9 protein-coding genes are annotated in these 11,863 nt (G+C 61.6%); 3 read left to right on the top strand and 6 right to left on the bottom strand.

Going from position 1 to position 11,863, the window contains the following annotated elements:
• The first annotated feature begins 46 nt into the window (after positions 1 to 46).
• Positions 47 to 844, top strand: coding sequence for a phosphatase PAP2 family protein (locus ASU33_RS03645; RefSeq protein ID WP_059068207.1), 798 nt, complete (start codon positions 47 to 49; stop codon positions 842 to 844).
• 217 nt (positions 845 to 1,061) lie between these two features.
• Complete coding sequence (locus ASU33_RS03640; RefSeq protein ID WP_059068205.1) at positions 1,062 to 2,216, top strand: Gfo/Idh/MocA family protein; 1,155 nt, start codon at positions 1,062 to 1,064, stop codon at positions 2,214 to 2,216.
• Between the two features lie 34 nt (positions 2,217 to 2,250).
• Here the strand turns inward: ASU33_RS03640 and ASU33_RS03635 are convergent, their stop codons facing one another.
• On the bottom strand, positions 2,251 to 2,553 hold the full coding sequence (locus ASU33_RS03635) for a hypothetical protein (RefSeq protein ID WP_059068203.1): 303 nt from the start codon (positions 2,551 to 2,553) through the stop codon (positions 2,251 to 2,253).
• Positions 2,554 to 2,814: 261 nt separating this feature from the next.
• On the opposite strand from ASU33_RS03635, the gene ASU33_RS03630 reads away from it, so the two are divergent.
• Positions 2,815 to 5,154 (top strand): PAS domain-containing sensor histidine kinase, encoded by a 2,340-nt coding sequence (locus tag ASU33_RS03630; protein WP_149867013.1) that lies wholly within the window; start codon positions 2,815 to 2,817, stop codon positions 5,152 to 5,154.
• On the opposite strand, the gene ASU33_RS03625 is transcribed toward ASU33_RS03630, so the two are convergent.
• The 5 genes from ASU33_RS03625 to ASU33_RS03605 form a co-directional block, all read right to left on the bottom strand.
• A complete protein-coding gene (locus tag ASU33_RS03625; RefSeq protein WP_059068200.1) occupies positions 5,132 to 7,255 on the bottom strand; it encodes a TonB-dependent receptor family protein in 2,124 nt (707 codons plus the stop codon). The genes ASU33_RS03630 and ASU33_RS03625 overlap by 23 nt on opposite strands.
• Positions 7,256 to 7,380: 125 nt before the next feature.
• Complete coding sequence (locus ASU33_RS03620) at positions 7,381 to 7,830, bottom strand: nuclear transport factor 2 family protein (RefSeq protein ID WP_059068198.1); 450 nt, start codon at positions 7,828 to 7,830, stop codon at positions 7,381 to 7,383.
• 39 nt (positions 7,831 to 7,869) lie between these two features.
• Positions 7,870 to 9,003, bottom strand: coding sequence for a pyridoxal phosphate-dependent aminotransferase (locus ASU33_RS03615; protein WP_059068196.1), 1,134 nt, complete (start codon positions 9,001 to 9,003; stop codon positions 7,870 to 7,872).
• 120 nt (positions 9,004 to 9,123) lie between these two features.
• Positions 9,124 to 9,825 (bottom strand): LytR/AlgR family response regulator transcription factor, encoded by a 702-nt coding sequence (locus ASU33_RS03610; protein ID WP_059068194.1) that lies wholly within the window; start codon positions 9,823 to 9,825, stop codon positions 9,124 to 9,126.
• Positions 9,826 to 9,830: 5 nt separating this feature from the next.
• The gene (locus ASU33_RS03605) at positions 9,831 to 11,483 is read right to left on the bottom strand and encodes a sensor histidine kinase (RefSeq protein ID WP_160328125.1); all 1,653 of its coding nucleotides are present in this window, start codon (positions 11,481 to 11,483) and stop codon (positions 9,831 to 9,833) included.
• Between the last annotated feature and the right edge of the window lie 380 nt (positions 11,484 to 11,863).

Genomic DNA, 11,863 nt, shown 5'->3' with positions numbered 1-11,863 from the left:
AGCTCATCCATAACACCGGAGTACCTTTGCAGGTACTCCGGCTTGTATGTCTGTTACCCGCTTTCTTCTTTTCCTGGCAAGCTTGCTGCCCATAGTGGCACAAGCCCAAACGCCACTGGCGCCCGCAGCGGTGCCCGATACCGTTCGTAAATACGAAAACCCCGGCGGCGTGCCCGCACCCGGCAAACAGCCTTGGTACAAGGGCAAGCTGGTGCGCGCTACCGTGGTGCCGGCGGCGCTGATCGGCTACGGGGTAAGCACCATCAACGGGCGCGGCCTGTACAGCAGCTACGATGCGCAGCGCGACATCCAGCGGCGGTTTCCCAACTTCCGCACCCGCATCGATGATTTCCTGATTCTCGCGCCGTATCTCGAGCTAGCAGCCGTGGAGCTTTCGGGCGTGGAAACCCGCGACGACCGGCTGAACATTTTGTTGGTAGTGCTGAAGTCGGAAGCCATTTTTGCTGCTACCACCTTCACGCTGAAGAACACCACCAAGATTTTGCGCCCCGATGGCAGTACGCGCAACTCGTTTCCGTCGGGCCACACGGCGCAGGCTTTTCTGGCGGCCAGCATTGTGCACACCGAGTTCCGCGACAAAAGCCAGTGGTACGGCGTGGGCGCTTATACCATTGCCACGAGCGTGGCCGCACTGCGCATGCTCAACAACCGCCATTGGAAATCCGATGTGGTGGCAGGTGCCGGCGTAGGCATTTTGTCGGCGCACTTGGGCTACCTCACGCACCGCAACCGCTGGGGCCGCAAACCTTTGCCTGGCCGCTACAGTATTGCCCCGCTGGCCTACCCCGGCGCAGCAGGCCTTACGGTGGTTTGGCGCCCCTAGGTTGGGCTGCTTTAGCTGCACATAACCAACCGGCACCGCCCGCTCCTAGGCCCACAGCTGCCTAGGAGCGGGCGGTGCCGGTTGAGAGCTGCGGCTACCTAAGTGCAGCGCCGCATGTGGCGGCAAGGCAGGCTTTAGCAAGCGCGCACGCACGGCCTCGCAACCCCGCCTTGGGCCGTGCCGTTAGCCCTGCTATTACCCACATGCGCAATTGCTTATGGATGCCACCGATTCGCGCCGCCAGTTTTTGCGCCAGGCTGGGCTGGGTGCTGCAATGGCAGCGCTAGCCGGGCCGGGTGCTGCCGCTGCCTCGCTCGCTCAACCACTCACCGCCGCTATGCAAAACAACGACAAGAAGAAACTCGGCTGGGCCATTGTTGGCCTGGGCAAATTTGCCACCGAGGAAATCATGCCCAACTTCAAGGATTGCCAACACTCCCGGCTGGTAGCCTTGGTAAGCGGCTCGCCCGACAAAGCCAAAAAGCTGGCGCAGGAATACGGCCTCCAGGAGAAGAACATTTATAGCTACCAGAACTTCGACAGCATCAAGGACAACCCCGAGGTGGATGTAGTGTACATTATCTTGCCCAACAGCATGCACGCCGAGTACACCATTCGGGCGGCGCAGGCCGGCAAGCACGTGCTGTGCGAAAAGCCCATGGCCACCTCTGTGGAGGACTGCCAGAAGATGATTGACGCGAGCAAAAAAGCGGGCAAGCAGCTAATGATTGCCTACCGCTGCCAGTACGAGCCCTTCAACCTGAACGCCATCGAGCGCATCCGAAAGGGCGAGTTGGGCAAGATTCGCTTTATTACCTCCGACCACGGCCGCCTCGTGAAGCCCACCGAAGACAAGGCCGACACCTGGCGCGTGCAAAAGAAACTGGCCGGTGGCGGCTCGCTGATGGACATCGGCATTTACTCGCTGAATGCTGCGCGCTATTTCACGGGCGAGGAACCCGTGGAAGTTACCGCCCAAATTTCCTCCGACCCGAACGACCCCCGCTTCAAGGAAGTAGAAGACAACGTGGCCTTTACCTTGCGCTTTCCGAGCGGGGTGCTGGCTTCGTGCACGTCGTCGTACAGCTACGAAACGGTGAAGCGCGGCCGCATATTCGGCGACAAAGGTTGGCTCGACCTCGACCCCCTCTCCGACTACGACAAGCACAACATGAAGATCGGCAAGCAGGACGGCAAGGAGGAGCCGCAGCTTAAAGAAGGCAACCAGTTTGCCGCCGAAATGGACCACCTCTCGGAGTGCATCATGCAAAACAAAACGCCCCGCACGCCCGGGGAAGAGGGCTTGCGCGATGTGCGCTACATCATGGCCATTTACGAGTCGGCCCGCAAGGGCAAAGCCATTAAGGTGTAGCTGCTAGGGGCTAAGCGCCTGGCTAGCCAGGCGCTTAGCCGGCATTAGCGTTGGGCGAGGTACGCGGCAGGGCTGGCAAATGCGCCCATGGGTACAGCGCTCCGCTGAGGGCGGTAAGCACCAGCCGCCACTGCGGCAAAGGCTTGGCGGCCTCGGCGGCGGCCATTTCTACCAACTCGCGGCTGGCCCGCACTTGGCGCTGCCAAGGCACAGTAATATCCACCGAGGCCAGGCGCTCGAGCTCGGGTAGCGCCTCATTGGTAAGGCGCAGCATCTCGGCGCGGTGCTCGGACGTGAATTCGTTGAGCCCAAGCAGCCGCCCGTGTAGCTGTTGCAAATGCCGTAAAGCAGGATGTAGTCGCTCCATCTTGGTGGATATCCGGGTTTTGTACGCGGAAAGCAATTGCGCGGCTATTTGCCGGGTCATGAGCGGTTTGCAAACCGCGCCGGCGCAACGGCGGCTTTGCGCTTGGTTGCCTAGCACGCCTCGCTCAGCTGCCCGTTGCCGACCTGAGCCAGAGCAGCCCCTGCTTAGCAACCTATTTACATAGTCTTACCTTCGGGCTGCAGCCCATGTGCCCTGCTCCCTCCATCAGCCTTGTCAAACCACCCGATTTCTACTCCTGAGCTTGCTCAAACCCTGCTCAACGTGTCGCTGTCGCCGGTGGCACTGCTGCAGCCTGCTGCGCCCCTGGCTGCCGACTTTGTGGTAACGCACCTCAACCAGGCCGCGCAACAAGTGCTGCGCCAGCCAGCCGAGCCCAACTTGCCCCTTAGCACTTGCTTTGCCCCCCTAGGTAGCCGACAGGTGCTGGAGCATTGCCAGCAGGTATACCAATCGGGCCAAGCCATGCAGGTGCTGCTGCCTGCCATGCCCGATGGCACCGCGGCGGCCTGGCAGTTGGCAATACAGTGCTTCGGCGAAGGGTTGGCCTTGGGTTTTGCCCAGGCCACTGCCCCCGCGGCAGCCCTAGGTGCCTCGGCCGACCCCAACGCCTTGGCACTGGGCAGTCGGCTGGAGCGGTTGTTTCGGCACGCGCCCACGGCCATTTGCATGATGGCAGGCCCCGACTTTGTCTACGAGCTGATTAACACCGCTTACGAGCAGTTGTTTCCGGGCCGCGAGCTGGTGGGTCGGCCCTTGCTCGAGGCAGTGCCCGAGGCGGCTGGGCACCCGGCGTATTCCTCGCTGCGGCGGGTATACGAAACCGGCATTTCGCACGAGGCGCAAGGCGTGCTGCTCCCGATCCAACGCACGCTCGATGGGCCCACCGAAATGGGCTACTTCAACTACATTCAGCAGGCGCGCTTTGATGAGCACGGGCGCGTAGACGGCGTGGTGGTGTTCAGCCACGAAGTAACGGAGCAGGTAGTGGCGCAGCAGCAAATACAACGCATTCAGCAGGAGTTGTTTACGCTTACTAATGCCATCGATCAGCTCGTCTGGACAGCTACCCCCGAAGGCGAGGTTGACTACTACAATGAGCAGTGGTACCGTTACACCGGCAGCACTTGGGAGCAATGCCAGGGCAATGGTTGGGCGGCCTATTTTCACCCCGCCGATTTGCCCCGCCTGCAGCAGCACTGGAACGCCTCGCTCGCGCACGGCACGCCCTATGAGATAGAAGCGCGGTTGCGCAATGCCAGCGGCGAGTTTCGGTGGTTTTTGGTGCGGGCCTCTCCCTCGCGCGATGCCGAGGGCAACATTACCCGCTGGTTTGGCACCGATACCGATATTCATGAGCAGAAGCGCCTGCAGCACGTGTTGCTCGAAAGCGAGGAGTACTTCCGCTCCATGGCCGATAGCCTGCCCTCAATGGTGTGGGTAACCGACCCCGAAGGGCAATGCACCTACCTCAACCGGCAGTGGTACAGCTACACCGGCCAGCAAGAGGCCGAGGCCCTAGGTATTGGGTGGCTGAATGCCGTGCACCCCGACGATGCTCCAGCTGCCGAACAGGCTTTTCTGGAAGCCAATAAACATCAAGTACCCTTCAGGATAGTGTACCGCCTGCGCCGCCACGATGGGCAGTACCGCTGGGCTATTGATGCGGGCATGCCGCGCTACAATGCGGCCGGCGAGTACGAGGGCATTGTGGGTACCGTGTTCGACATACACGAGCGCCAGTTGGCCGAGCAGGCCCTGCAGCGCCTCACCCAGCAGCTACGCACCGCCCGCGACGAGGCCCGCGCGCTCAACAAGCAACTGCAGGCCACCAACGAGCGGCTGGTACGCACCAACGTCGACCTCGATAACTTTATTTACAGCGCCTCGCACGATTTGCGGGTGCCCATTACCAACATTGAGGGACTGCTCGATTTGCTGGAGCACCAGTTGCCGGAGGCTTCGCTTAGCAGCCCCGAGCTAGCGCCGGTGCTGCACATGATGCACGAATCGGTGGAGCGCTTTAAGCGCACCATTGGCTACCTCAGCGAGGTAACCAAGCTGCAGAAGGAGTTCGATCAGCCGCCTGTGCAAGTAGCCCTAGCTACCGTGTACGACGATGTGTACCAGGACTTGCAGCCGCTGATCGAGCAAACCGGGGCCCACCTCGAAGCCGACTTAAGCGACTGCCCCAGCGTATCGTTTTCGCCGCGCAATTTGCGTTCGGTGGTGTACAACCTGCTCAGCAACGCGCTCAAGTACCGCCACCCCGAGCGGGCGCCGCACATCCGCATCTACTGCGAGCTGCAAGAGTCGTTTACGGTACTGCACGTGCAGGATAACGGCCTGGGCCTCGAGCCGGAGCAGCAGCAGCAACTATTTACCATGTTCCGGCGCCTGCACGGCCACGTGGAGGGCTCGGGCGTGGGCCTGTACATGGTAAAGCGCAGCGTCGAAAACGCGGGCGGCAAAATTGAGGTCAGCAGCGAGCCGGGCATAGGCTCCCAGTTCTCGGTTTACTTCCCTAGGCTTACCAGCGCAACCCCAGCGTAACCCCGCCGTAGTAGTTGCGCCCCGGCGCGGGCTGAAAGTAACGGTTGCCGAAGGCGTTCAGGTCGTTGCCGAGGCTGTAGCGCCGGTCGGTGGCATTTTCTACGCCCGCGTACACTTCCGTTTCAAGGTGCTGCAGCCAGGTGCGCCGCCAGCCGGTGCGCGCGGCAAACGTCCAGTACCCGGCGGCGTACACCGTGTTGGCATCGTTGAGCGGAATGCGGGCCTGGTGGTTGGTGGTGGGGCTGACGTAGAAACCTAGGCGGTGGCTGAAATCGAGCCCAGCCGTTAGGGTATGCGGGGCGGTGCCTGTGAGCCGGTTACCGCTGAAATTGTCGCCGTTGGTTTCGTAGCTACCGAAGCGGTAGTGGTTGTAGGCGTAGCTGGCAAAGGCCCGCAAACCCAGGGGCAGTGCGGCGGCATCGGAGGTAGTAGCTACGGCCTGCGCCGGCGCTTGCCAGAGCCAGCCACTCAGCGCCACTTCCACGCCGCGTTGGCGCGTGGAGCCGGAGTTGGAAAACAACTGCACACCCTGCGCATCGGTGCGCGATACAATGGTTTGCCGCAGCCGGAAATCGTAAGCAGCTACATCGAAGCGCAGGCGGTTGCCTAGTAGCTGGCCGCGGGTGCCTACCTCGTAGCTGGTGCCGCGCTCGGCCTGCAAGTCGCGGTTGAGCGAACCGTTGGAGGGGCGAATCTCCTCCTCGGTGGGCGGCGAAAACCCGCTGCTTACGCTGGCGTAGGCCGATACCTGCGGCGTCAGTTCCTTGAGCAGCGCTACCCTAGGCGACACCTCGGGCCGGAAGCTGCGCTCGAAGCGGTAGTTGTTGGGCTGCAAAGCCGCATCCGATACGCGGTAGATGCGGTAGCGCAGGCGGTTGTAGCTAGCGCCTACTGTGGCCAAAAAGCCGTAGGGCAGCTCCCAATCGGCTTGCCCAAACGCAAAGCCCGTAGCCGTCCGAATTTCGTCGTCGTAGCGCAACGAGCCGGGGGTGCCTCCTTGGTTTTGGTAGTTGCGCGCGTTTTCGAACGAGGTTTGCACCTCGCCCCCGGCCGTGAGGCGCAGCGGCAACCCGGCCAGCAGCGTGCGGTAGCCAAAGCTGGTGCGCCCACCCCACCCTACCTGCGTGTTGCGCTCATAATCAACCAAAAACGGCGTGCGGATAACCGAGCCGAGGGCGTAGAGGGTGGTTTTGTTAGAGAAGGCCGGCGAAAAACGGTACTCGTGCGTGGCCCCTAGCAGCGCCGTGCGCGAGCGGTACGCCGCCCGCTGCTCCACGGTGCCGGGCCCGGCGGCACTGCGCGGGCGCGCCTGCCGCGGGTTCTGCTCGAACTGCGCCCGCGTGAGGCTGCCGGGTATTTGGTAGTCGAGGTCGGTGTAGAGCGCGTTGAGGCTGATGGTTTGCTTCTCGGAAATTGGCAGCTCGCCGTCGAGCGTCAGCACGTCGCGGCGCTGGGCGCTGTTTTGCCGGTAGCCATCGAGCTCCTGCCGGGTGTATTGCGCCCGCAGGGTGCGGCCCTGCTTGCCGGTTTCGGCCACGGCCGAGTAGCGCCGCAAGCCAAACGAACCCGCAGCTACGCCTAATTGCACGCGCGCCTCGCCGGGCAGCGGCCGACGGTTGTCCAGCAGCACTACGCCGCCCGTGCCGGCACCGTATACGCTGCCGGCCGGGCCTTTTATCACCTCAATCCGGCCTAGGTTGGCAGGGTCGAGTAGGTTGAGCGGGGTGCTGCCGCTGGCTTCGGTAAAGGGTATGTCGTTGTAGTACACCTTTACGTTGCGTACCCCAAACGGCGAGCGGATGGTGCTGCCCCGCACGCTTATTCGGTAGCTGGCGGTAGCGCGCTCCTCCAGCCGCACCCCCGGCAGCGTGTTCACGGCCTGCGTCAGCGACACCTCGTTGAAACGCCGAATCACCTGCTCATCCACCACGCCCACGCCCGCCGCGGTGCGCCGCAACGGCAGGCGTTGGCCGTAGCCGATTACGGTAGCTTCGGGCAGGGCAACGGAGCGGCGGGTAGTATCGGCTGGCTCGGTTTGGGCCTGCGCACCTAGGGCAGCAGCACACAATGCAACGGGCAGCGTAAATCGAAAATGAGGCATAGCAGCAGCAAAGCAAACAGCTTCCGAACGCGAAAGCCCCGCCCATAGTTGGGCGGGGCTTGGCACGCACGCAGCTCCTAGGGCAACTGGGCACCTAGGGTTATTGCAATGGGCTTCAGCAGCAGCTATTTGCCGGCGGTGGCGGTGGTTTTGGGCAGGCGGTAGAAAATCTTGTTCACGATTTTCCATTCGCCATCCACTTCCAATAGGTTCATGAAATCGACCATGCGGTAATCGGCGCCTTCGCTTTCTACGCGGGCTTGGGCCGCCTGGCCTACTACATCGATGTTCACCACGCGGGTGGTGCGCTCTATCTTAGGCCCAGGCTTGATGTTGGCCAGATAATCCTTGATGGGCATTACCGTGAATACGCCCTCGCGCACGAAAATCATCGACGCTTCGGGCCGAAACGCTTTCGTGACCATGGCTTGGTCGCGGTTGGTGCCGCCATCGAGGTAGTAGCGCAGGGTTTGCTCAATCTTCTTCTTGGCTTCGGCCTCCGAAGGAGCGGTTTGGGCCAGAGCGGGGGCGCCGGCGCACAACAGCAAGCCGGCCAGTAGCAGGTAGGGTTTCATGGGGTAAGAGGGTTAGGCGTTGGAAATCGGGTACTCCACCTAGGCGCGACGCATATCGGCCAGGGCACTCGTGAGCTGCTTCATTTGCTCGGGCGTGCCAATGGTGATGCGCGCCCATTTCTCGTTGTTATAATCCTGCGCCCGCCCAACCTGCAGCTTGCGCTTCAGCAGGTCCTCGGCAAACGTGGTGGGGAACTTCTCTAGGCTCAGGAACACGAAGTTGGCTGCGGCCGGCGCGTGCCGGATGCCTTGTTCATCGAGCCAGCGCACCAGCTGCTGCCGGCCAGTAGTAGTTTGCCGCCGTGAGGTGCGCACAAACTCCTGGTCGGCGAGGCTGGCTTGTGCCGCGGCCAGCGCCGGCACACCCTGCCCCCAAAACCAACCCATTTGGTACCTACCTAGGCGCTGCACGGTGGCGGGCTGCGCCAGCGCGTAGCCAATGCGCAGCCCTGCCAGCCCATAAATTTTCGAAAAGGTGCGCGACACAATCACGTTTTGGCCTTGCTTTACTAGCCCCACCATTGAGCTGGCCGCGGGGTCGTCGAGGTATTCGAGGTAGGCCTCGTCCACAAACACGGTAGTTTGGCGGGCCATGCTCTCGCAGAAATCGCGCAGCTGTGCCGTGGGTACTATGGTGCCGGTGGGGTTGTTGGGGTTGCACACGTACACCAGCTTGGTTTGGGCACCCACGTGCTGGGCCATGGCGCCTAGGTCGTGGGCGTGCGCGGCGTTCAGGGGCACCTTCACCCAATCGGCCCCAAACTGCTGGCCGTACTGCATCAGCAGCGGAAACGCCGGGTACGCCGACACCATTTGCCCGCCGCCTTGCGCGTACGCCAGCCCCACTACCGACAAAATTTCGGTGGAGCCGCAGCCCAGCAGCACGTGCTCGGGCGTGAGGCCTTCGGCGGCAGCAATTTGCTCGCGCAGGGCTTTCAGGTAGTCGTTGGGGTAGCGGTTGCAGTCGTCGAAAGCGGCGCGCATGGCCTGCCGGGCCTTTTCGGAGGGGCCCCACGGGTTTTCGTTACCGCTTAGCTTAATGAGGCTGCCGCCGGCTTTGCCTTTGCCGGCGCGGGGCGCCGCCAGCAGCTCGCCCGCGGAGCCAAGAAGCAAGCCGCCGGTAAGCAAACCGCTGGCCCGAAGCCAGTCGCGGCGGTTGAGGTGATGAGCCATAGAAGTGTGGGTTTGGGCTGAGGATGCCCGAACGTACACCCCTGCCCCAGCCTACCTCAAGGCTTACCTTCTGAACTGCGCTGGGGACTTCTGAACTGCGCTTGCGCCGCCCTAGGTGCGCTACAGCCCCAGCTGCTCCTTGAGCTCTTTGTACCGCTCGCGGCTTACCGGCAACACCGCGCCGCTGTGCAGCCGCAGCTCGTACTTGCTTGAGCCGTGGCTGATAAGTTGCGCCACTTCGGGCAGGCTCACCAAGTACGATTTGTGCACCCGCTGAAACGAAGGCGGCAACAAGTCGAGCAGGCGGTGCAGGGGCTTGTCGTGCAGCTCAACCGCACCGTCGCGCAAATGAATTTCGGAGTAAATGCCCGCGCCTTGGATAAAGCTTACCTCAGCCACGTCGAGCAGTTTCAGGGTGTTTTTGCGCCGCACGGCCAGATACTTCAGCCCTGTGCCGCTGCGCTGCTCGGCCTGCTCGAACCGCTCAAAAGCTTTCTGCAGGCGCGTAGCATCAAACGGCTTCGGCACAAAGTCGAGCACGCCGTGCTCGAAGGCCTCAATGGCACGGTGGGTGTTGGCCGAAATGATGAGCGTGTGGAAAGCCCCCGCCACGGCTTGTTGCAGCAGCGTAAAGCCGTCGTGGCCGTTCAGGTTCAGGTCAAGTATTAGCAGGTCGATGGGGTTGTCGGCCAGGTAAGCGGTGGCGCTTTCCAGCGTGGGCTTTATGCACAAGCTGCTGATGCGCGCGCCCAGCAACTCGCGCGTGAGGCGCACAATGCGGTTGGCAATCAGCGCCTCGTCCTCTACTACTACAATGCGCATGTCACTTAGGCGGTTACTTTCCGGTCGAAAATATCAATCACCACGCGCCAGCCATCGGCCACCGGCGCCGACTGCATTTGCCAGCACCCGGGGAAAGACTCTTCGAGCCGCGCCTTTACGTAGCGCGAGCCTGTGCCCTCGGGCCGCACGGCACCTAGGGCCGCAGCGTCGCTGTCGTTGAACAGCTCGTAGCGCACGCCGCCATCGAGCACCTCTTTGGTGAGCACAAACCGGCCTTGCCCGCGGCTGCCGTAGCCGTGCGTAAGGCCGTTTTCAATGAGGGTGTGGAAGGTGGCCGGCGGTACGCGTTCGTCGCCGGAAAGGCCGCGGGTTTCGAGGCAGAACTCCGCCTCGCGCCGGAAGCCCATGATGCGCAGGTGCGTCTGGCAAATTTTCAGCTCGTCTTCAATCGGAATAAGCTTCTCTTCGGCAATGCTCGAAATCATCCGGAATTCCTCGGCCAGGGCATCAATGAGCTGCGTAGCCTGCGTCGGGTTTTGGTCGATGAGTTCCTGCAACGAGGTGAGCGTGTTGAAGAGAAAGTGCGGCTGAATGTTCTTGCGCAGCAGCTGGTTCTCGAGCCTGGCCGAGCGCAGCATGGCCTCTTGCCGCAGCTTCTGCTGCCGGGCCAGCTGCCGCCCGATGCTGAGCGTAGTACACACAATGAAAAACAGGATGCCCAGGAAGTAGCCCAAATTCAGCAAGCTCAGGAAGCCCAGGTACGTGCACACCGCAAAGCCCGCCACACCGGCCAACGCCAGCCAACTGCCCTCCTGCTTGCAGTACACGGCATACAGCGCCACCGCAAACGCGGCCACCGTGGTAGGCACCAGAAAGCGGCCTTCGAGCAGCAGCCAGTAACCTAGGGCAGCAAAGCCCAGGTACAGCCACGTGAGCAGGCGCGCCCGCGGCACCGCAAATTCGTGCAGCAAAAACAGCATCAGAAACACGCCGCCAGCTACAACTGCGCCGTGCACAATGGCACTGTACACGTAGTGCGTACCAAAGCCCACCGCATCGAAGAAGTACAGCGGCTTAAACGCTACCTTAACCGTGTGCGACAAGCAGTACAGGGCCAAATACAAGTACGACGCTCGCCGCGACGAGCCGAAATACAGCACTAAGCAAAACACGCCCGCCGTAATCAGCGCCCCGATGATAAACACCGAGCTGGCCGCGAAGCGGAAATCCTGCTGCTCGAGCACATGCGCGGGCCCAAACGTAATGCGCGGCTGCAATGGCCGCTGGGCAAAATGCCAATCGGATACGCGGATAGCCAAGGTGTGCTGGCCCGGCTGAGTTAGGCTGCGGGGTAGCTCCACTACGTGCTTCCAGGTGCCGGGTACCTCTTGGGCTAGGCTGGCACCTAGGCGCCCGTTGCGCGCTACCAGGGCGCCATCCCAGTAAACCTCGGTGGCAGAGTGTAGGCCCCAGATTACCAAACCCAGGAGCTCGGAGGGGGCATCAACGGCAACTGAGGTGCGCAGCCAGTACTGATTGCCCAACGCGGGTGCTGCTGTGGGTGCGTGCGCATCAAACACCAGCGCTTTGCCCATTTTGCCGGGCGCTGCCGTACGCCAAGCTGGGTCATTGTCTGCCTGGGCATACCACTGGGTAAGGTCGCGCACTGCGGGTTGCGCCCAAACAGGCTGTAGCACTGCCAGCAGTAAGCTCCAGAGCAATGTTATGTGTAATAAACGCCTCATGTTTCGGCAATCAATTTACCCATCGACGGACACATGAACCTAGCAATTGCCTAAAACTTGAGCTCAGATGCTCGGTGAAGTGGCCTAGCTGTCTATTAAAGAGTTGCGGAATACATTAATGATATTTATCAAATATTTTTTTGTCAAATATTTACAATAACGCTTGCTATTCGTGGCGGTAACGCCTTAATTTAATTAACACCGCCGCCGCCTGCAGGCTCTGCCTGCAGACGGGCTTCTGCCACTGTTCGCAGCCCGCATTTGGCTGACTACTGCTGGATGTTGATCGAGTGAAGCAACCTTTTACCTGTGCGCCAGGGCTGCATTAGCCC

Source organism: Solirubrum puertoriconensis, assembly GCF_001483135.1.
Taxonomy (GTDB): domain Bacteria; phylum Bacteroidota; class Bacteroidia; order Cytophagales; family Hymenobacteraceae; genus Solirubrum; species Solirubrum puertoriconensis.
The sequence above is the reverse complement of the archived record's forward strand: the minus strand, read 5'-3'. Positions and strand labels throughout refer to the sequence as shown.